Below are 19502 nucleotides of genomic sequence, written 5' to 3'. Positions count from 1 at the left end.
CGAAAACAGGAGCCCCCATGTCCGGACACGGCACGCCCATCCCGATGACCTCGCATCCCTGCGGCCCGCTGACCGGCACGGCAGAGGTGCCCGGCGACAAGTCGATCTCGCACCGGTCGCTGATCCTTGGCGCGATGGCGGTGGGAGAGACGAAGATTTCGGGCCTTCTGGAAGGCGAGGACGTTTTGGACACCGCCAAGGCCATGCGCGCTTTTGGTGCTGAGGTTACGGATCACGGCAACGGCGAATGGACTGTACATGGCGTAGGTGTCGGTGGCTTTGCCGAACCCGATCAGGTGATCGACTGCGGCAACTCGGGCACCGGGGTGCGTCTGATCATGGGCGCGATGGCAACCTGTCCGATTTCGGCGACATTTACCGGCGACGCAAGCCTGAACAAACGGCCAATGGCACGAGTGACGGACCCGTTGGCGCTGTTTGGCGCGCAAGCGGTTGGCCGGTCTGGTGGTCGTTTGCCGATGACTATCGTAGGTGCGGCTGAACCGGTGCCGGTGCGTTATGAGGTGCCCGTTCCGTCAGCGCAGGTGAAATCCGCCGTTCTGTTGGCCGGTCTGAATGCACCCGGCAAAACCGTTGTGATCGAGAAAGAAGCTACCCGCGATCATTCTGAACGGATGCTGGCCGGGTTCGGGGCTGAGATCGCCGTTGAGGATACGGATGAAGGCCGGGTGATCACTCTGACCGGTCGGCCCGAGTTGAAACCGCAGGTTATTGCTGTGCCGCGCGACCCGTCCAGCGCGGCCTTTCCGGTCTGCGCGGCGCTGATCACGCCGGGATCGGATGTGCTGGTGCCCGGCATCGGCCTGAATCCGACCCGCGCAGGGCTGTTCACCACGCTGCGCGAGATGGGCGCGGACCTGACATATGAAAACGAACGCGAAGAGGGCGGCGAGCCGGTTGCCGACCTGCGCGCGAAATACTCGCCCGACATGAAGGGCATCAACGTGCCGCCAGAACGGGCGGCCTCGATGATTGACGAATATCCGGTGCTGTCCGTAGTCGCAGCCAACGCCACCGGCACCACGATGATGGGCGGCGTGAAGGAGCTGCGCGTTAAGGAAAGCGACCGGATTGATGCAATGGCCCGTGGCCTGCGCGCAAACGGCGTGACGGTGGACGAGGGCGAGGATTGGTGGTCGGTCGAAGGGCTGGGTATCGGCAACGTCCCCGGTGGCGGCACCTGCGAGAGCTTTTTGGATCACCGGATTGCAATGTCTTTCATGGTGATGGGAATGGGCACGAAAACTCCGGTATCTGTCGACGACGGTAGCCCGATTGCAACCTCTTTCCCAATTTTTGAGCCATTGATGGCTGCGTTGGGCGCCAAGGTCGAACGTACATGAGGTTCATAGTTGCGATCGACGGCCCTGCTGCTGCGGGAAAGGGTACGATCTCGAAAGGGGTCTCTGCCCATTTCGGTTTCGCGCATCTGGATACAGGGCTTTTGTACCGTGCCGTCGGTCGTCGGACTCTGGAAGGGGCAGAGCCTGTGGCCGCTGCATTGGCTTTGACGCCTGAGGAACTGCAGCAGGGTGATTTACGCACGGCTGAGATCGCCCGCGCCGCCTCCAAGGTTGCAGTTATTCCCGAGGTTCGCGCCGCCCTTGTGGACTTTCAGCGCAACTTCGCGCGGCGTGCTGGCGGTGCGGTTTTGGACGGGCGCGACATTGGGACGGTCATTTGCCCTGATGCCGATGTGAAGTTGTTTGTAACCGCCAGCCCCGAAGTTCGGGCCGAGCGCCGCTTTCTGGAGCTACGTGACAAAGGCTCGGATGTCTCGCCTGAGCAGGTGCTGGCCGATGTCCGCGAACGGGATGCACGGGACGCTGAACGCAGCACCGCGCCCATGAAACCAGCAGACGACGCAGTGTTGCTGGATACCTCGGATCTAAGCATCGAAGATGCTCTGGCTCAGGCAGTTGAACACATCCAAAAGAAGCTGCCTTAGGCCCGATAAATCCGCAATCCCCCTGCGATTTCGCGCATAGGTTGTGGAGTGTGTTGCACTTCGGCTCATGGTCCGGTTGGTCTGAAAACCACTAGGGCATAGGGTCTAGCTAGGTGTCGCAATGCTGGTATAGTCCCCTGCAATATTGAGGGGGAGAGCTTCATGAACAATCGTTTGCGAAAAATCACTATCGTGGGCGGCGGTACCGCTGGTTGGATGACCGCGCTGATCCTTGAGATGGTGTTTTCGCGCACTTCTGCGCCAAAGGATCGGCCGCATATCTGCCTGATCGAAAGCCCGAATATCTCGACGGTGGGTGTCGGAGAGGCGACCGTGCCGCGTATGCCGGTTACACTTCGTCAAGCAGGCATTTCCGAGCGGGATTTTTTCCGTGAAACCAACGCGTCTTTCAAGCTTGGTGTGAAATTCTGCAACTGGAACAAGGATGCCAAGGGCAAACGCATTGACTATGTGAACCCCTTTGCGCACGGCCAGATGCTCGAAGGGTTGGAGGCCGCCGAGTATTTCCTGCGTTTCGGCAACGGGGACCGGGATTTCACGCAATCGATTTCGCCGCATGACGATCTGGGCCGCCTGTGTAAAGGCGCGCGGCCGTTGGGGGCTCCGGAGTTTGAACAGCGGTTTGGCTATGCGTATCATCTGGACGCGGTGAAATTTGCCGGGATGCTGACCAAGGTCTGCACAAAGCGCGGTGTAGAACATATTCAGGATGAAGTTCAGTCGGTCGAGCTGGATGAGCAGGGCAATGTCAGCCATCTGATGCTCGAGCGTAAAGGCCGTCATGACATTGAGATGGTCGTGGACTGCACCGGATTCCGTGGGTTGATCATTAATCAGGCTCTGGGTGAGCCGTTTATGGATTATTCGGACTACCTGCCCAACGACCGCGCCATGGCGCTGCAGGTCGAGCATCCGAACCCGGAAAAGATCGAAAGCCTGACACGGTCCACCGCTCTGGGTGCGGGTTGGACATGGAGGGTGCCATTGTTCAACCGTGTGGGCACTGGCTATGTCTATTCCTCGGCGCATCGGACGGATGATCAGGCGGCGGACGAATACCTGGAATGGCTGGGTGATAGCGGCAAAGGTTTGACGCCGCGCGTTATTCCGATGCGCGTCGGGCGTGTTCGCAACGCTTGGGTCAAGAACTGCGTCGCGATCGGTCTGTCGGGCGGGTTTATCGAACCGTTGGAGAGTACAGCGATTCACATGATAGACCACGCTGTGCGCTGGTTTGCCGAGCATTTGCCCACCCGCGACATCGAGCCTGCGCTGCGAGCCAGATATAATCGGCAGATGGACAAGCTATACAGCGAGGTTCTGGATTTCATCTGTCTGCATTATCGATTGGGCAACCGTACAGATGACCAGTATTGGATCGACGCGCGGACTGAGATGAAGATTCCGGATCGGCTGGCCGAGAATCTGGAGTTGTGGCAGCATCGTCTGCCCATGCAGCATGATGTCGAGTTTGCCACGCTCTTTGATCACCGCGTTTATCAGACGGTTCTGTTGGGCAAACAGGTTTACGATACAGGCTATGGCACTGGAATTCGTGATCGGGTGCGGCCTTTGAAAAAGCCGATTTGGTTCCAGTGGTGGAAGGGCGCGAAAGTGGACCTTGCCCAGATACTCAAATCAATGCCGGATCACAAAACGCTCCTGCGCGACATACGTGGAGAGCTGGAGAAGCCGGCCTTTGGAAAGGCGGCGGCCAAACCCACTGTGCCGCTTCCCGGAGCGGCACCTGCACCCGCGGCTATTCAGAACATGCCGAACTTTGCGGAAATCCAGAGTGGCTCCAAGGATTTGCAGCTATTCTAGAAATTTGCCGCGTTCGGCGCGGCAAGCATTTCTATGCAGACCAGTGGAGTAGGTAAACAGTTTGGCGGCGCTGGTAAGCAAGTCGGACCCAATGAAGCGGTAATACGCCTTTATCGTCAGGCTTTGTACTTGCACATTGTTGGAAATCAGCCTATACGCGCGCTGTCTGAACAAGGGCGGTCAACGTCCGGATGACGTATCTGAGCAGGGCCGGGTTACCTCGGCCCTTTGTGTTTGTGTAGTCAGATGCGCCCCGGGTCACGCCTGAAGGCACCATGAAACAAGACCGGCGGAGACAACCGCTCGGCCAGCAAAAACGTTATGTAAAGGAAAACAACGCCACATGGCTAACGCATCCATGGAGGAATTCGAAGCCCTCCTGAACGAAAGCTTCGAAATGGACACACCCGAAGAGGGTTCTGTTGTCAAAGGCAAGGTTCTGGCAATCGAAGCCGGCCAAGCCATCATCGACGTAGGCTACAAAATGGAAGGCCGCGTTGATCTGAAAGAATTCGCAAATCCCGGCGAAGCCCCTGAAATCGCTGTTGGCGACGAGGTCGAAGTCTACCTGCGCGCCGCAGAAAACGCCCGTGGCGAAGCCGTCATCTCACGCGAGATGGCCCGCCGTGAAGAGGCATGGGACCGTCTGGAAAAAGCATATGCCGACGACCAGCGCGTCGAAGGTGCAATCTTTGGTCGCGTCAAAGGTGGCTTCACCGTTGATCTGGGTGGCGCAGTTGCGTTCCTGCCCGGTTCGCAGGTTGACGTTCGCCCCGTGCGCGACGCTGGCCCGCTGATGGGTCTGAAGCAGCCGTTCCAGATTCTGAAAATGGACCGTCGCCGTGGCAACATCGTTGTGTCGCGTCGCGCCATCCTGGAAGAATCGCGTGCCGAACAGCGTGCCGAAGTCATCGGCAACCTGTCCGAAGGTCAGACCGTCGAGGGTGTCGTCAAGAACATCACCGAATACGGTGCATTTGTTGACCTGGGCGGCGTTGACGGCCTGCTGCACGTCACCGACATGGCATGGCGTCGTGTGAACCACCCGTCCGAGATCCTGACGATCGGCGAAACCATCAAGGTTCAGGTCATCAAGATCAACAAAGAGACTCACCGCATCAGCCTGGGCATGAAGCAGCTGCAGGAAGATCCGTGGGATCTGGTTGCTGCGAAATACCCGCTGGGCTCGGTCCATCAGGGTCGCGTTACCAACATCACCGACTACGGCGCGTTCGTCGAGCTGGAAGCCGGTGTCGAAGGTCTGGTGCACGTCTCCGAGATGTCCTGGACCAAGAAAAACGTCCACCCCGGCAAGATCGTTTCGACCAGCCAGGAAGTCGACGTCATGGTTCTGGAAATCGACGGCGCCAAGCGTCGCGTGTCTCTGGGCCTGAAGCAGACTCAGCGCAACCCGTGGGAAGTGTTTGCAGAAACGCACCCCGAAGGCACCGAGGTCGAAGGCGAAGTCAAGAACATCACCGAATTCGGTCTGTTCATTGGTCTCGAAGGCGACATCGACGGCATGGTCCACCTGTCGGACCTGTCCTGGGACGAGCGTGGCGAGGATGCGATCCAGAACTACCGCAAAGGCGACATGGTTTCGGCCGTTGTCTCGGAAGTGGATGTCGAGAAAGAGCGTATCTCGCTGTCGATCAAAGCCCTGGGCGGTGACAAGTTCGCCGAAGCCGTGGGCGGCGTGAAGCGTGGCTCGGTCATCACTGTTGAAGTGACTGCTATCGAAGATGGCGGTATCGAGGTGGAATACGAAGGCATGAAATCCTTCATCCGCCGTTCGGACCTGTCGCGTGACCGCGCCGAGCAGCGTCCTGAGCGCTTTAACACCGGCGACAAGGTCGACGTCCGCGTCACCAATGTCGACAGCAAGACCCGTCGTCTGGGCCTGTCGATCAAGGCACGCGAGATCGCTGAAGAGAAAGAGGCCGTGGAACAGTACGGTTCTTCCGACTCGGGCGCATCGCTGGGCGATATCCTTGGTGCAGCGCTGAAGTCGGGCGACTAATACCTGACCTCGCTGCAATACGAATTTACGGCCCCGTGCGAACGCACGGGGCCGTTTTTGTTGCGAATCAATATGTTCTGAATCGTGGGTCTTATTCACCCGCTGTTCATTCTTTGTAGGGCATTTACGGCGAACAGGTGAAAAATCGCGTGTGTTTGAGGTAAAATGCTGGCTTTGCGTACAGAGTCAACGTTCCCCCGAACTGAGTTTTTTTCTATACTGTTCAGAATAATAGACATGTTTATCAGGTCGCCTGGGAGGGTAACGCACATGATCCGTTCAGAACTTATTCAGAAAATCGCCGACGAGAACCCGCACCTTTATCAGCGTGATGTTGAGCGTATCGTGAATACCGTGTTTGAAGAAGTTACGGATGCAATGGCACGAGGCGACCGAGTCGAGCTGCGCGGTTTTGGCGCGTTCTCGGTAAAACAGCGCGATGCCCGAGTGGGCCGTAACCCCAGAACTGGCGAGACCGTGCAGGTCGAGGAAAAATGTGTTCCATTTTTCAAGACAGGTAAGTTGCTTAGGGATCGTTTGAACGGTAAAGCCTAAGCCATGATGCGCTACCTTCGATATGCTTTTCTTGCGATCCTCGGGATCGTTTTGGTTTCGGTTTCTCTTGCCAATCGCGAAGCCGTGGAATTGACGCTTATGCCGCAGGCATTCGCCGATCTGGTTGGCTTTAACTTCAGCATTGCTCTGCCGTTGTTTATTGTGGTGTTGGGCGGTGTGGTTGCCGGTTTGGTGATTGGTTTTCTTTGGGAGTGGCTGCGCGAGCACAAGCACCGCCGTGACGCGACCGTCAAGACTAGCGAAGTTCGCAAGCTTGAGCGCGAAGTAAAGAAACTCAAGAAAAAGCAGAACGAAGGTAAAGACGAAGTTCTGGCTTTGCTGGATGAGGCCAGCTAAGGCGCGATGCCCGACGTTTCGGTTAAAATCTGCGGCCTGACCGCTCCTGATCACGTGCGTGCTGCTGCGGACGCTGGGGCCCGGTATCTTGGGTTCAATTTTTTTCCGAAATCTCCGCGATATGTCTCTCCGAAACAGGCGGCGGAATTGGCCGCGTTTGTTCCTGTTGGCGTGGCTAAGGTTGCCTTGGTGGTGAACGCTTCGGATGCGGAACTAGACAGTATCACCGAGGCTGCCCCATTCGATATGTTGCAGTTGCACGGGTCCGAAAGCGTTGATCGTGTGCGTGAAATCAAAGCGCGTTATGGTTTGCCTGTGATCAAGGTGATCGGGGTGGCGGACGCTGAAGATTTGACCGCAATCGACGAATTTAGCGAGGTTGCCGATCAGCTTTTGATCGACGCCAAGCCGCCCAAGAATGCGGTCTTGCCCGGCGGGAATGGGCTGGCCTTTGACTGGCGACTGTTGGCCGGGCGCAAGTATTGGCGCAAACCGTGGATGTTGGCAGGTGGCCTGAACCCGGACAACGTTGCCGAAGCGATCCGCATGACGGGCGCTTGTCAGGTCGATGTGGCCTCTGGCGTAGAAAGCGCACCCGGCGTCAAGGACCCTGCCTTGATCAGTGCGTTCATCAAGGCCGCTCAATAGCACCACACTGCGCGCCGCTCGATACGTTTTGGCATGGCAAATCCCGCCGCTCTCTCCTATGAACAACGGGTACGACGATGGAGACCCCCATGGCCAACGATCTTTTCAATTCCTTCATGTCCGGACCCGATGAACAGGGTCGTTTCGGCATCTTCGGTGGACGGTTTGTCAGCGAAACCTTGATGCCATTGATCCTGTCTCTGGAGGAGGAGTATGAAAAGGCCAAGGACGATCCGACCTTCTGGGCCGAGATGGACGATCTGTGGGAAAACTATGTGGGCCGCCCTTCGCCGCTGTACTATGCGGAGCGTCTGACCGAGCATCTGGGTGGTGCGAAAATCTATCTGAAACGTGATGAGCTGAACCACACTGGCGCACACAAGATCAACAACGTGCTGGGCCAGATCATTCTGGCGCGTCGCATGGGCAAGACCCGGATCATCGCCGAGACCGGGGCAGGGCAGCACGGCGTGGCCACCGCCACAGTCTGCGCCAAGTTCGGACTGAAATGCGTGGTCTATATGGGTGCCCACGACGTGCAGCGTCAGGCCCCGAACGTGTTCCGTATGCGCCTGCTCGGGGCCGAGGTGATTCCGGTGACCTCGGGCCGCGGCACCCTGAAGGACGCGATGAACGACGCGCTGCGCGACTGGGTGACGAATGTGCGCGACACGTTTTATTGCATCGGCACCGTGGCCGGGCCGCACCCCTATCCGGCGATGGTGCGTGATTTCCAGTCGATCATCGGTAAGGAAGCGAAAGAGCAGATGATGAAGGCCGAAGGCCGTCTGCCCGACACGATCATCGCGGCCATTGGCGGCGGCTCGAACGCGATGGGCCTGTTCTACCCATTCCTCGACGACAAATCCGTCAACATCATTGGTGTTGAGGCCGGTGGCAAAGGCGTGAATGAAAAGATGGAACATTGCGCGTCGCTGACCGGCGGTCGCCCCGGCGTGCTGCACGGCAACCGCACCTATCTGCTGCAGGATGATGACGGGCAGATTTTGGAAGGTTATTCGATTTCGGCCGGTCTGGACTATCCCGGCATCGGCCCCGAACATTCGTGGCTGCACGACATCGGCCGCGCCAACTATGTCTCGATCACCGATAAAGAGGCGCTGGACGCATTCCAACTGTGCTGCGCGACCGAAGGCATCATCCCGGCGCTCGAACCCAGCCATGCGCTGGCCCATGTGATGAAAATCGCGCCGGAACTGCCCAAAGATCACTTGATCTGCATGAACATGTGCGGACGTGGCGACAAAGACGTGCAGACCGTGGCGAAATATCTGAACTTCGACATGTCTGATACCGAAGGGCGCAGCGCCGACTGACGTTTTGTTCTGACTTAGATGAAGAACGGCGCGCCATCTGGCAGCGCCGTTTTTTGCGTCTGGAATTCGTGAAAATGGTCAGACAGATCAGGGGCTTACCCTTTATTTCGGTGCCGCGTGTTCCTGCAAGACGCGCAGTGGCACCACGTCCAAGGCCCGTTGATGCGTTGCTTCAAGATGCACCAAGGGCGCACAGCCTTCGTCATGCGCCTGAAGAAACCGCCCGGCGCACAGGCACCAACTGTCTCCCGGCTTTAGGCCGGCGAAATTGAATTCGGGGCGTGGCGTGCTGAGGTCATTTCCGACATATTTAGAATACGCCAGAAACTCGGCTGTCATGACCGCACAAACGGTGTGGCTGCCCTGATCTTCAGGGCAAGTGTTGCATGCCCCGTCTCTGAAAAACCCCGTCAGCGGATCGCGAGAGCAGGGGGCCAGAACACCCCCCAACACATTTATGCTGTCCTGCTTCTGCATGACGCCATCTTACAGGCTTTGGGCGATTTTGCGGAACATTTCGATATTCTCCTCATTCACGCCCGGATCGCGGAACTTGCGATCCGCCCCGGTAGACACAATCAGAACACCGCGCGGCTGGTCGAAGTAAATATACTGACCATAGACACCCCGCGCCAGAAACTCACCTTCGTGCGCGCCAACCGGTATCCACCACTGATAGCCATATCCAGTTTCCCCAGCCGCTGTCGGCGCGGTGGGGAGGACGGATTCTGCAATCCATTCCGCCGGGATCAATTGCTCACCTTGATGCTCTCCATTTTGCAGGATCACTTGTCCAAATCGGGCAAAATCGCGGGTGGTGAAGTTCAGCCCGCCCAGGACAAAAGCAACTCCGGCCCCGTCAGTCACATAGTAACCGTTCTGCTCCAGCCCCAGCGGGTGCACGATCCGTTCCGTCAGCAATTCGGCCACGCTGCGGCCGGTTGCGCCGCGGATCACCATGCCGATGACATGCGTATCAATCGATACGTATTGCCATGTCTCCCCAGGAGCGGCGAAGCTGTCCTGCAGCGAGGCCGCGAAATCGTCCAGTTCACCACCCAGCGCGACAACCCGGCCCATACGATTGATGTCCGAATTGTAGTCAAGGTAATCTTCATCGAACGTCACGCCGCTGGCCATATTCAGGACATTTCGGATCGTAGCGCCGTCATAAGCCGACCCCTCAAGTTCGGGCGCATATTTGACGACCGGATCGTCCAGAGACGCTATGGCGCCTTCGTTCAGGAGAATGCCAAAAAGCGAAGACAGATAGCTCTTGGCAACTGACCACGAGATACGTCGATCTTCTGGAGCGGTGTCCAGGTAGTATTCCTCGAACCTGATCTGACCGTCCTGCATCACAAGCAAGGAGGTCACGGCGCGTTCTTCAAGCCAAAGATCAGTCCCCTCGGGCAAATCAAAACCGGCCCCGTAGGGCAGTTCCCATGTGGGCGCGTCGCCGCGCGGCAGGTTCACCGTCAGAAAGGCGTCATCCATATGCGAGAAGTTGTGAACAATCTTGTCCTCGGCAAACAAAGAGTTTACGGCCAATAGCCGCTGAATTTCTTCGCGCTTCCAAATGCCTACAACAACCCCGGCCAGCACCAGCATCAGCACGATGCGCAGCGCCCACTTCAAAAAAGTTCTCATCCGTTTCCTCCCGTAGTCGCTAGGTATTGGAGCGCGGTTGCAACCGATCTGCAATTGATACGTTGCGGCAACGCGGGCGGTTCTATTTGAACTTGTCCAGCAGCTTTTGCATGGCCGAGCGATCATCCGTTTCCGGCAAGGGGGTTTCTTCGGCAGTAGATTTCCGAGGCACCTGCGGAGTTTTGGATGATCGCGGAGGCGCTGTTCTGAGGGCGACGGCGTTCATGAACTTGCCGCCCTCACCGTCTGCCAGATGTCCGGCACCGTCGGATACCCCGCGAAGGACATCGTCCAGCCAATCGCCGTCGGCCTTGGCAAAGTCACCCAAAACAAAGGGTGAGACCATTTCCTTGCGCCCCGGATGGCCGATCCCCAGCCGCACCCGGTCATAGGCCGGGCTGATATGTTCGTGGATCGAGCGCAGCCCGTTATGGCCAGCATGCCCGCCACCCGCCTTGACCCGAACTTTACCCGGTGCAAGGTCCAATTCGTCGTGAAATACGGTCACGTCGGTCGAGTCGAGCTTGTAGAACCGCATCGCCTCGCCAACCGACTGGCCCGACCGGTTCATGAAGGTCTGAGGTTTGATCAGCAGGACTTTTTCACCGCCCAGTCGTCCTTCGGCAATATCGGCCTGGAACTTGGATTTCCACGGCCCGAATCCATGATCATCAGCGATCCTGTCGACGGCCATAAAACCGATATTGTGCCGGTTTCGGGCATATTTCGATCCTGGATTCCCTAAGCCGACAAACAGCTTCATTTTTTCGTCCTTACTTAGCGCGCTGGCCCACAGTCGGTTGATGGCACGGAATAGGGGCAGTTTTCCAGCCCGGTCCATTCAAAAGAAAAACGGGGCCCAGTAGGCCCCGTCTCATGATCCCGATGCTTGCGCCGGGACTTATTCTTCAGCTTCTTCCTTGCCGACGACTTCAACTTCGTCTGCTGCAACTTCGCCCTCTTCACCGTCTTCATCGTCGCTGGACGACAGGCCGGTCGGTGCGGAAATATTGGCGATCACGAAGTCACGATCGATGGTCGGCTTGGTGCCGCTGGGCAGATCCACCGACGAGATAGTCACAACGTCGTTGATGTTCAGTCCGGTCAGATCAACGGTGATCTTTTCAGGGATCTCTCCGGCGGTACACATCAGTTCGACCTCAGGACGGACAACGGTCAGAACGCCGCCCTTCTTGATGCCGGGGGCTGCTTCTTCGTTGACGAACTCAACGGGGATGAACAGCGCGATCTTGGTGGTCCGACGCAGGCGCATCAGGTCCAAGTGTGTGGGCAGGTCTTTGACGACGTCACGCTGAACGTCGCGGCAAATGACGCGGACGTCTTCGTGGCCATCAACCTTCAGGTTCCACAGAGTCGACTTGAACCGGCCCGCTTTCAGACGCTTGAACAGCTCGTTGAACGGAATCTGGATCGGCAGCGGCTCTTTGTCACCACCAAATACAATGCCCGGAACCATGCCATCGCGACGTGCTTGACGAGCGGCGCCCTTGCCTGTCCCCGTCCGTTCCAGAGCTACGAGATCAGGAATCTCACCAGCCATGATATATTCTCCAATGTTAGGGCGGACATCCTCCAAGGCTGTATGCCCGCGTGAAGCCGCGTCCTTAGCTTGATTCAATAGAATTGGAAAGGGCTTTTTACAGCGACAGGCTTTTTGCGAGGCTCTGCCTCGCGCTCCGGGATATTTGGGGCCAGATGAAGCTGGGGATCCGTGCTTCATCTGGCTGAAAATATCCCGGGGGAGTCACCCGCAGGGTGGCGGGGGCAGAGCCCCCGGGGCGCAGGGCTTCAGCCTTGCCACCGTCCTCCGAAATCTTCGGGTACTAGCAGATTATGGCGACCGAGGTCACTGACGTTTCGTTCTCCGCACAGGGCCATCGTGGTGTCCAATTCCTTGTGGATGACTTCTAGTGCTGTTGTCACGCCACTTTGCCCCATGGCACCCAGCCCATAGACAAACGCGCGGCCGATATAGGTTCCCTTTGCCCCCATCGCCAACGCTTTCAGGACATCTTGACCCGAGCGAATACCGCTGTCCAAATGAACTTCGACATCATTGCCGACGGCTTCCATGATCTCAGGCAAAATGCGGATCGAGCTGAGGGCTCCATCCAGCTGGCGGCCGCCATGATTGGAGACAACAATCGCGTCCGCACCCAGTTTGGCTGCCATTTTCGCGTCTTCTGCATCCAGAATACCCTTGAGGATGACCTTGCCGCCCCACTGTTCCATCAACTTCTCGACTTTTTTCCAGTCAAGGCTTGGATCGAACTGCTCGGCCGTCCATGACCCAAGCGACGAGGCGTCTGACACACCTTCTGCATGCCCAACGATGTTTCCGAATTCGCGGCGTTTGGCGCGCAGCATCTCGATTCCCCATGCCCATTTCGTCATCAAGTTGGCTATGGTTTTTGCGGTAAGTTTCGGCGGGGCGGACAGACCGTTTTTCAAGTCTTTGTGCCTCTGGCCGAGGATCTGCAGGTCCAGCGTGATGACCAGAGCCGAGCAATTCGCGTCTTTCGCGCGCTGAATCAGCCGTCCAACGTAATCTTGATCCTTCATGGTGTATAGCTGGAACCAGAACGGTTTGCTTGTGTGCTCGGCTACATCCTCGATGGAATTTATGGACATGGTTGACAGCGTGAAGGGCACACCGAAATCCTCGGCGGCTTTGGCTGCTTTCATTTCGCCGTCGGCGTGCTGCATACCTGTCAGGCCGACGGGTGCCAGCGCGACCGGCATTGCCACGTCCTGTCCGATCATTTGCGAGGCGGTCGACCGCCCGGCCATATCTACGGCGACTCTCTGACGGAGGCGAATATCCTCGAAATCCGAGCTGTTGTCGCGGAATGTCTGTTCTGTCCAGCTTCCGCTTTCGGCATAGTCGAAGAACATGCGCGGAACGCGTCTTTCGTAGATCCGTTTAAGGTCTTCTATGTTGGTGATGACTGGCATTGAGCTGTGGCCTTTGAAATTGGTTCTTTTTGTTTACCAATTTTTCCAAGGTGCCGCAACGTAAAGAATATGCGGTCCGTTGACGCGTCGCCAAAACGTAAAAAACCGCGGCTGATCCAGTTCGGCCGCGGTCATTTCATTGATAAAACCGGAAATCGATCAGGCGGAATGTGCGCCCTCAGCCAACCCTGCCACGAAATCCAGAATCTCGGACAGAGGTTTTCCGCTGGCGATTTGGCTAACGATCGCAGAGCCGACAACGGCACCATCCGCAACCGAGGCTATGCCGCGTGACTTTTCAGGCGTGTTGATTCCGAAACCGACAATGACGGGCAAGTCGGTCGCTGCCTTGATCCGGGCAACCTCGGGGCCGACATTGGTCGCCTGTGCTTCGGCGGAACCAGTGATGCCGGTGATCGAGACGTAATACACAAAGCCCGACGTGTTTTGCAGAACACGGGGCAGTCGCTTGTCGTCGGTCGTCGGAGTGGCAAGGCGGATAAAATTCAGACCTGCCGCTTGCGCGGGCAAGCACAGTTCCTCGTCTTCTTCAGGGGGCAGGTCAACTACGATCAACCCGTCAATACCAGCGGCCTTGGCATCGGCAAGAAACGTGTCGACACCGCGGCTGTAGATTGGGTTGTAATAGCCCATAAGGACAATCGGTGTTGTGTCGTCGGTTTCGCGGAACGCGCGAGCCAGATCCAGAGTCCGTTGCAGTGTCATGCCTCCGTCCAGCGCGCGCTGCCCGGCTGCCTGAATGGTGGGGCCGTCTGCCATGGGGTCGGTGAATGGTAGGCCAAGTTCAATCACATCGACGCCAGCACTTGGTAGCCCTTTCACGATCTCAAGCGAGGTGTCGAAATCTGGGTCTCCGGCCATGATATAGGCGACAAAGGCTTTCTTGTTCTCAGCCTTCAGGGCGGCAAACTTGGCGTCGATACGGGTCATCAGCAGTCCTTGCAAACAGGTTTGAACCTGATGTGCAGAAACTTTGCCCGGAAATCAATCCCGACGGGTCAGTTTGAGTCAGAACCCGTGGTGATATCGAAGGAACAGAGAGTTTACGCCTGGATTGAAGCTGTTTGTGCTCGCGTTGGAAATATGCGTCAGCGCAAGCGAGATTTTGTTGCCACCGTCCAATGTGTAGCCAACTCCTAGCAGACTGCGAATCTGAAAATCTCCTCCCAGATCGTTGTCGCTGTTTGAGGCATTGTAGTATCCGGGCATTACGCTAAGTTCCCCGAACCAACGGTCCGAGATTGAATAGACGCCGATCAGACCCACGCCCAGGTGAGTGTCGCCATCTGTGTCTACGGTCAGGGCAGCACCCCACGTGGCACCGAAGCGCGTTGCTTGGTGGAAGGCAGGGTGCTGATATTCCAGGGAAAATACGGCATTGTTGTCAGAGCCGAAGCCAGAGTAATCTGCATACCCGGTACCGAATACAATTGACTGCGCATGAACTGAAGTTGTCGCAAGCAATAAGGCAGCAGTAGCAAAAAGGGATTTCATAGGGAATCTTTATCAATCTGTTCGCGATAGGGTCCAGAATGGTTACCTTTGGTAAACAAAATCAAGTAGCCCCTGAACAAAAGGTCTAACAGATCTGCGATGTTGCAATTCAGACTCGGATCATGTCGGGCCTTGGGTTGCGCATTCGAGCTTACCTGAATAGAAGACGCCGTCGTATCGCTTCAGGAGGCCGACATGGGCTTTAAAATGGGAATCGTGGGTCTGCCGAATGTCGGTAAGTCGACCTTGTTCAACGCGCTGACCAAGACGGCTGCTGCGCAGGCGGCGAATTTCCCGTTCTGTACCATCGAACCCAATGTGGGCGATGTGGCCGTTCCTGATGACCGGCTGGACAAATTGGCGGCTATTGCGTCTTCGAAGCAGATCATCCCGACGCGCATGACTTTCGTGGACATTGCCGGTCTGGTCAAAGGCGCCTCGAAGGGTGAAGGGCTGGGGAACCAGTTTCTGGCCAACATCCGCGAGACTGACGCAATCGCTCATGTGCTGCGCTGTTTCGAGGATGGCGACGTGACCCATGTGGACGGTCGTGTCGATCCTGTGGCCGATGCCGACACGATCGAGACCGAGCTGATGCTGGCCGATCTGGAGAGCATCGAAAAGCGCCGCGCCAATCTGGTGCGCAAGCTGAAGGGCAACGACAAAGAGGCGCAGCAACAAGACCGCCTGCTGGCCGAGGCGCAAGAGATGCTGGAAAACGGCAAGCCCGCGCGTCTGGTCGAGGTTTCGGACGAGGACGCCAAGGCGTGGAAGATGCTGCAGCTGCTGACCACCAAGCCGGTGCTGTACGTTTGCAACGTGTCCGAGGAAGAAGCCGCCGAGGGCAATGAATATTCTGCCAAGGTTGCTGAAATGGCCGCGGCGCAAGGTAATTCCCACGTCATCATCAGCGCCAAGATCGAAGAAGAGATCAGCCTGCTGGAAGATGACGAAGCGCAGATGTTCCTTGAGGAAATGGGTCTGGAAGAACCCGGCCTCGACCGTCTGATCCGCGCCGGTTACGACCTGCTGCACCTGGAAACCTATTTCACCGTCGGCCCGAAAGAGGCCCGCGCCTGGACCATCCGCACCGGCACCGCCGCGCCTCAGGCCGCTGGTGTGATCCATGGTGACTTTGAAAAAGGCTTCATCCGCGCCGAGACCATCGCTTATGACGACTACATCGCCGCCAACGGCGAGCAGGGCGCGAAAGAGGCAGGCAAGATGCGGGCCGAAGGCAAGGGCTATATCGTCAAGGACGGCGATGTGATGCACTTTTTGTTCAATACGTAACGCAGTGCAATCACTTCGATAAATGTGCTATCTGAAACCGAGTTTTCCAAACTTGGTTGTATTCGGATGGATAACGAGAGAGTCGAAGCCAATAAAGCCGTTGTCCAAAGATACATAGACGACATTCAGAACGGCCATTCGCTTGATGCCATTTCCGATGTTTTCGCCGAGGATTTCGTTGACCACACGGCGAGTGGTGGCGGAGCCTTTGTGGGTGGCATCGAGGGCTTGAAGCAAGGGTATGCAAGTTTCCTTAGGGCTTTTCCTGATTTGCATGCAACCGTCGAAGCGCTGATCGCTGAAGGCGATAAGGTTGTCGCCTACAAGACGCTGAGGGGAACACATTCCGACGAATGGTTGGGTGTTCCAGCGACCGGGCGCGAGGTCGAGTTCAAGATTATCAGCATCTATAGAATCAAGGACGAGAAACTTTCTGAATTCTGGGGGCTGCAGGACGAAAGGTCACTTAGGCAGCAGTTGGCAGGCAATCTGAACAGTTAGATACAGGGCAGTCCTCAATCGCAGACGTCAGCGTTTGAACTTTAGTCTCCGCGTGTCCGTTGGCCCGTCAATTCAGTAGTCAGAAGTTGAAAGCTTGCACTTATTCCTGCAAATCGTTCTGTAATATCAGGCCGACCAGAGACCAGAGAAAACCCCGAATGATCGAAATCCGCGACCTCCAACTCCTCATCGCCCTTGCGCGGCATCAGCACTTTGCAAAGGCAGCCGAGGAATGTGGTATTTCGCAGCCTGCGTTCTCGATGCGGATACGGAATCTGGAGGATCGGTTAGGGGTTTCGATCGTTCGCCGCGCCAACAGGTTTCAGGGTCTGACCGAAGAAGGTGAGATGATGGTCCGTCGGGCGCGGCGCATTCTGGACGATACCAAAGCTCTGGAACAGCAAGTTCTGGCCGCGCGCGGCGAGATCACAGGCACTTTGATTTTAGGCGTCATTCCTACGGCGATTGCCTTTACGGGTCGGCTTGTCAAACGCCTGCAGCAGGCGCATCCGCGCATCGTCACCCGGATCGAAACCATGTCCGCAACAGCGATTCAGCATCGGCTGGATGAGGGCAGTCTGGACGCGGGCATCACCTATGGCGACAGCATCGGAACCGATTTGCGACAGGTACAGCCCTTGTACGAGGAAACCTATGTCCTGTTGGTGCCGTCCCATATGACCGAGGAATCCGGCCCGATTCCATGGGCGCAGGTGGCCGAGTTTCCGATCAGTCTGCTAGAGCCGCAGATGCAGAACAGGCGCATTCTGGACCGCATTTTCGCCGAACAGGGTTTGCACCCGCATGTGGTGGCCGAAACCAGCGGTTTCACGGCCTCAATGGTCATGGCGCGCGAGGGTTTGGCAGCCACGGTCGTGCCGCGCGTACTGGTGCGGGCGCTGGGCGATCTAAAAGGGACCAAAGTATTGCCCTTGGTTGATCCCGTTGTCAGCAAACCGATCTGCCTGGCGACTCTGACCCGCGAACCGGAATTGCCCACCGTTGAGGCGCTGCGTGCGGTGGTGGCCTCATTGCGGTGATAAGGTGTCGTTATCGTGCGATTGGAATATGCGATTTGACGATATGCTGATCTGATGAGACACGGGGCCTCAATCGGAGGGCATCATGGCACCATTAGACACCAAGCCATCAGGCGCACCCAAGGGCGTCTGGAAGTCAGGTAAAGGCAAAGGGCGGCACACGCCCAAAGGCCGTCAGTTCACGGACGAAGCGCAGGCTGAGATTCATCGCCTGTTGGAGGATCGCCCACGCCGCCGAGATCTGTTGATCGAATTCCTGCATTTGATTCAGGACGCGCACGGCCATATCAGCGCCGACCATATCGCTGCGTTGGCGGTCGAAATGCGCATCGGTCAGGCCGAAATCTATGAAACCGCCACCTTCTACGCCCATTTCGATGTGGTCAAAGAAGATGAGGTGCCGCCGCCCGCGCTGACGATCCGTGTCTGTGATTCCCTGTCCTGCGAAATGGCTGGTGCCCAGCAGTTGCAGAAGGCGCTTGAGGACGGTCTGGACCCGGCTGAGGTCCGCGTCGTGCGTGCGCCCTGCATGGGCCGTTGTGATACCGCTCCGGTGCTTGAGATTGGCCACAACCATATCGACCACGCGACCCCCGAAAAGGTGCAGGCGGCGATTGCCGCGGATGATACTCACACTCATCTGCCCGATTACGAAACCTTTGCCACCTATGAGGCCGATGGCGGCTACGCCAAACTGAAAGAGCTGCGCGATCGTGGCGATTGGGAACAGGTACAGGACGATATCTTGTCCTCGGGCCTGCGCGGTCTGGGTGGTGCTGGCTTCCCGTCGGGCAAGAAATGGGGCTTTGTTCGCATGAACGAAGGGCCGCGCTATCTGGCCGTGAATGGGGACGAAGGCGAGCCGGGCACGTTCAAAGACCGCTACTATCTTGAGCGGACGCCGCATGTCTTCCTCGAAGGGATGCTGATCGCGGCATGGGCAGTCGAGGCCGAGACTTGCTTTATCTACATGCGCGACGAATATCCGGCGGTGCTGGAGATTCTGCGCCGCGAGATCGCCGCGCTGGAAGCCGCCGGGATTGTCGCGCCTGGTTATATCGACCTGCGCCGGGGTGCTGGCGCGTATATCTGCGGTGAAGAATCCGCGATGATTGAATCGATCGAAGGTAAAAAGGGCCTGCCGCGACACCGTCCTCCGTTCGTGGCGCAAGTTGGCGTGTTTAACCGCCCGACCTTGGTGCACAATGTCGAGACGCTGTATTGGGTCACGAAAGTCTGCCGCGAGGGGCCGGAATGCCTCAACAGCACCGAAAAGAACGGCCGTAAGGGGCTGCGCAGCTATTCGGTCTCGGGTCGCGTGGCGCAGCCGGGCGTGTATCTGCTGCCCGCAGGATCGACCATTCTGGATGTGATTGAGGCCGCTGGTGGCATGGCCGAGGGTCAGACCTTCAAGGCGTACCAGCCGGGTGGTCCGTCCTCGGGTCTGCTGCCTGCGTCGATGGATGACATTCCGCTGGATTTTGACACGCTGCAACCGCATGGCACGTTCATTGGCTCTGCAGCGGTGGTGGTTCTGTCCGATCAGGACACCGCGCGGGATGCGGCGCTGAACATGCTGCGGTTCTTCGAGGATGAAAGCTGCGGCCAGTGTACGCCCTGCCGTGCCGGTTGCGAAAAGGCGGTCAAGTTGATGCAAGCCGACACATGGGACACCGATCTGCTGGAGGATCTGTGTCAGGTCATGGGCGATGCCTCGATCTGCGGTCTGGGGCAGGCGGCTCCGAACCCGATCCGCCTTGTCATCAAACATTTCGCTGACGAAATCTGAAGGGAGA

Annotated in this window: 19 protein-coding genes; 12 read left to right on the top strand and 7 right to left on the bottom strand. The window is 57.4% G+C overall.

Annotated features, from left to right (window positions below):
• Nucleotides 1–17 precede the first annotated feature (17 nt).
• From aroA to trpB, 8 genes are all read left to right on the top strand, one after another.
• Nucleotides 18–1364, top strand: a complete 1347-nt coding sequence (aroA, locus tag ACR0LH_RS04785; RefSeq protein WP_480719853.1) for a 3-phosphoshikimate 1-carboxyvinyltransferase — start codon at nt 18–20, stop codon at nt 1362–1364.
• Nucleotides 1361–1969 (top strand): cytidylate kinase, encoded by a 609-nt coding sequence (locus tag ACR0LH_RS04780; RefSeq protein ID WP_170795990.1) that lies wholly within the window; start codon nt 1361–1363, stop codon nt 1967–1969. Before aroA ends, ACR0LH_RS04780 begins: the two co-directional genes overlap by 4 nt.
• Before the next feature lie 162 nt (nt 1970–2131).
• Nucleotides 2132–3814: a tryptophan halogenase family protein gene (locus tag ACR0LH_RS04775; RefSeq protein WP_170778550.1), complete on the top strand. Its 1683-nt coding sequence runs from the start codon at nt 2132–2134 to the stop codon at nt 3812–3814.
• 343 nt (nt 3815–4157) lie between these two features.
• A complete protein-coding gene (gene rpsA / locus ACR0LH_RS04770; protein WP_170377709.1) occupies nt 4158–5834 on the top strand; it encodes a 30S ribosomal protein S1 in 1677 nt (558 codons plus the stop codon).
• 270 nt (nt 5835–6104) lie between these two features.
• Nucleotides 6105–6389: an integration host factor subunit beta gene (gene ihfB, locus ACR0LH_RS04765; protein WP_037310872.1), complete on the top strand. Its 285-nt coding sequence runs from the start codon at nt 6105–6107 to the stop codon at nt 6387–6389.
• A 6-nt stretch (nt 6390–6395) separates the two neighbouring features.
• A complete protein-coding gene (locus tag ACR0LH_RS04760; protein WP_170414577.1) occupies nt 6396–6746 on the top strand; it encodes a LapA family protein in 351 nt (116 codons plus the stop codon).
• A 6-nt stretch (nt 6747–6752) separates the two neighbouring features.
• Nucleotides 6753–7394, top strand: a complete 642-nt coding sequence (locus ACR0LH_RS04755) for a phosphoribosylanthranilate isomerase (protein ID WP_480719852.1) — start codon at nt 6753–6755, stop codon at nt 7392–7394.
• A gap of 89 nt (nt 7395–7483) precedes the next feature.
• Complete coding sequence (gene trpB, locus ACR0LH_RS04750; RefSeq protein WP_480719851.1) at nt 7484–8731, top strand: tryptophan synthase subunit beta; 1248 nt, start codon at nt 7484–7486, stop codon at nt 8729–8731.
• Between the two features lie 102 nt (nt 8732–8833).
• On the opposite strand, the gene ACR0LH_RS04745 is transcribed toward trpB, so the two are convergent.
• From ACR0LH_RS04745 to ACR0LH_RS04715, 7 genes are all read right to left on the bottom strand, one after another.
• Nucleotides 8834–9208 (bottom strand): DUF2237 domain-containing protein, encoded by a 375-nt coding sequence (locus ACR0LH_RS04745; RefSeq protein WP_170616872.1) that lies wholly within the window; start codon nt 9206–9208, stop codon nt 8834–8836.
• 9 nt (nt 9209–9217) lie between these two features.
• The gene (locus ACR0LH_RS04740; RefSeq protein ID WP_480719850.1) at nt 9218–10381 is read right to left on the bottom strand and encodes a serine hydrolase domain-containing protein; all 1164 of its coding nucleotides are present in this window, start codon (nt 10379–10381) and stop codon (nt 9218–9220) included.
• Nucleotides 10382–10463: 82 nt separating this feature from the next.
• Entirely contained in the window at nt 10464–11144 is a 681-nt protein-coding gene (gene pth / locus ACR0LH_RS04735) for an aminoacyl-tRNA hydrolase (protein ID WP_480719849.1), read from the bottom strand.
• Between the two features lie 138 nt (nt 11145–11282).
• On the bottom strand, nt 11283–11942 hold the full coding sequence (locus ACR0LH_RS04730) for a 50S ribosomal protein L25/general stress protein Ctc (RefSeq protein ID WP_170414175.1): 660 nt from the start codon (nt 11940–11942) through the stop codon (nt 11283–11285).
• 248 nt (nt 11943–12190) lie between these two features.
• On the bottom strand, nt 12191–13357 hold the full coding sequence (locus ACR0LH_RS04725) for an alpha-hydroxy acid oxidase (protein WP_480719848.1): 1167 nt from the start codon (nt 13355–13357) through the stop codon (nt 12191–12193).
• Between the two features lie 159 nt (nt 13358–13516).
• Nucleotides 13517–14308 carry a tryptophan synthase subunit alpha gene (gene trpA, locus ACR0LH_RS04720; protein ID WP_170616864.1) on the bottom strand — a complete coding sequence of 264 codons (792 nt, stop codon included), beginning with the start codon at nt 14306–14308 and terminating at the stop codon, nt 13517–13519.
• A gap of 78 nt (nt 14309–14386) precedes the next feature.
• Nucleotides 14387–14872, bottom strand: coding sequence for an acyloxyacyl hydrolase (locus tag ACR0LH_RS04715; RefSeq protein WP_480719847.1), 486 nt, complete (start codon nt 14870–14872; stop codon nt 14387–14389).
• Nucleotides 14873–15067: 195 nt separating this feature from the next.
• Here ACR0LH_RS04715 and ychF point away from each other — a divergent pair, with 195 nt between their 5' ends.
• From ychF to ACR0LH_RS04695, 4 genes are all read left to right on the top strand, one after another.
• The gene (gene ychF / locus ACR0LH_RS04710; RefSeq protein WP_170553072.1) at nt 15068–16165 is read left to right on the top strand and encodes a redox-regulated ATPase YchF; all 1098 of its coding nucleotides are present in this window, start codon (nt 15068–15070) and stop codon (nt 16163–16165) included.
• A gap of 66 nt (nt 16166–16231) precedes the next feature.
• Nucleotides 16232–16666 carry an ester cyclase gene (locus tag ACR0LH_RS04705; RefSeq protein WP_480719846.1) on the top strand — a complete coding sequence of 145 codons (435 nt, stop codon included), beginning with the start codon at nt 16232–16234 and terminating at the stop codon, nt 16664–16666.
• Nucleotides 16667–16824: 158 nt separating this feature from the next.
• On the top strand, nt 16825–17706 hold the full coding sequence (locus ACR0LH_RS04700) for a LysR family transcriptional regulator (RefSeq protein WP_480719845.1): 882 nt from the start codon (nt 16825–16827) through the stop codon (nt 17704–17706).
• An 85-nt stretch (nt 17707–17791) separates the two neighbouring features.
• Nucleotides 17792–19495 (top strand): NAD(P)H-dependent oxidoreductase subunit E, encoded by a 1704-nt coding sequence (locus ACR0LH_RS04695; RefSeq protein ID WP_480719844.1) that lies wholly within the window; start codon nt 17792–17794, stop codon nt 19493–19495.
• Nucleotides 19496–19502: the final 7 nt, after the last annotated feature.

This window comes from Ruegeria sp. CL6 (assembly GCF_056536465.1).
Note: the sequence above shows the minus strand (reverse complement) of the source record. Positions and strands in the feature narration are given on the sequence as shown.

Bases quoted from the DNA above. Each gene is read 5' to 3' on its own strand.
- aroA (WP_480719853.1), top strand. From the start codon at position 18: ATGTCCGGACACGGCACGCCCATCCCGATGACCTCGCATCCCTGCGGC.
- ACR0LH_RS04780 (WP_170795990.1), top strand. From the start codon at position 1,361: ATGAGGTTCATAGTTGCGATCGACGGCCCTGCTGCTGCGGGAAAGGGT.
- ACR0LH_RS04775 (WP_170778550.1), top strand. From the start codon at position 2,132: ATGAACAATCGTTTGCGAAAAATCACTATCGTGGGCGGCGGTACCGCT.
- rpsA (WP_170377709.1), top strand. From the start codon at position 4,158: ATGGCTAACGCATCCATGGAGGAATTCGAAGCCCTCCTGAACGAAAGC.
- ihfB (WP_037310872.1), top strand. From the start codon at position 6,105: ATGATCCGTTCAGAACTTATTCAGAAAATCGCCGACGAGAACCCGCAC.
- ACR0LH_RS04760 (WP_170414577.1), top strand. From the start codon at position 6,396: ATGCGCTACCTTCGATATGCTTTTCTTGCGATCCTCGGGATCGTTTTG.
- ACR0LH_RS04755 (WP_480719852.1), top strand. From the start codon at position 6,753: ATGCCCGACGTTTCGGTTAAAATCTGCGGCCTGACCGCTCCTGATCAC.
- trpB (WP_480719851.1), top strand. From the start codon at position 7,484: ATGGCCAACGATCTTTTCAATTCCTTCATGTCCGGACCCGATGAACAG.
- ACR0LH_RS04745 (WP_170616872.1), bottom strand. From the start codon at position 9,208: ATGCAGAAGCAGGACAGCATAAATGTGTTGGGGGGTGTTCTGGCCCCC.
- ACR0LH_RS04740 (WP_480719850.1), bottom strand. From the start codon at position 10,381: ATGAGAACTTTTTTGAAGTGGGCGCTGCGCATCGTGCTGATGCTGGTG.
- pth (WP_480719849.1), bottom strand. From the start codon at position 11,144: ATGAAGCTGTTTGTCGGCTTAGGGAATCCAGGATCGAAATATGCCCGA.
- ACR0LH_RS04730 (WP_170414175.1), bottom strand. From the start codon at position 11,942: ATGGCTGGTGAGATTCCTGATCTCGTAGCTCTGGAACGGACGGGGACA.
- ACR0LH_RS04725 (WP_480719848.1), bottom strand. From the start codon at position 13,357: ATGCCAGTCATCACCAACATAGAAGACCTTAAACGGATCTACGAAAGA.
- trpA (WP_170616864.1), bottom strand. From the start codon at position 14,308: ATGACCCGTATCGACGCCAAGTTTGCCGCCCTGAAGGCTGAGAACAAG.
- ACR0LH_RS04715 (WP_480719847.1), bottom strand. From the start codon at position 14,872: ATGAAATCCCTTTTTGCTACTGCTGCCTTATTGCTTGCGACAACTTCA.
- ychF (WP_170553072.1), top strand. From the start codon at position 15,068: ATGGGCTTTAAAATGGGAATCGTGGGTCTGCCGAATGTCGGTAAGTCG.
- ACR0LH_RS04705 (WP_480719846.1), top strand. From the start codon at position 16,232: ATGGATAACGAGAGAGTCGAAGCCAATAAAGCCGTTGTCCAAAGATAC.
- ACR0LH_RS04700 (WP_480719845.1), top strand. From the start codon at position 16,825: ATGATCGAAATCCGCGACCTCCAACTCCTCATCGCCCTTGCGCGGCAT.
- ACR0LH_RS04695 (WP_480719844.1), top strand. From the start codon at position 17,792: ATGGCACCATTAGACACCAAGCCATCAGGCGCACCCAAGGGCGTCTGG.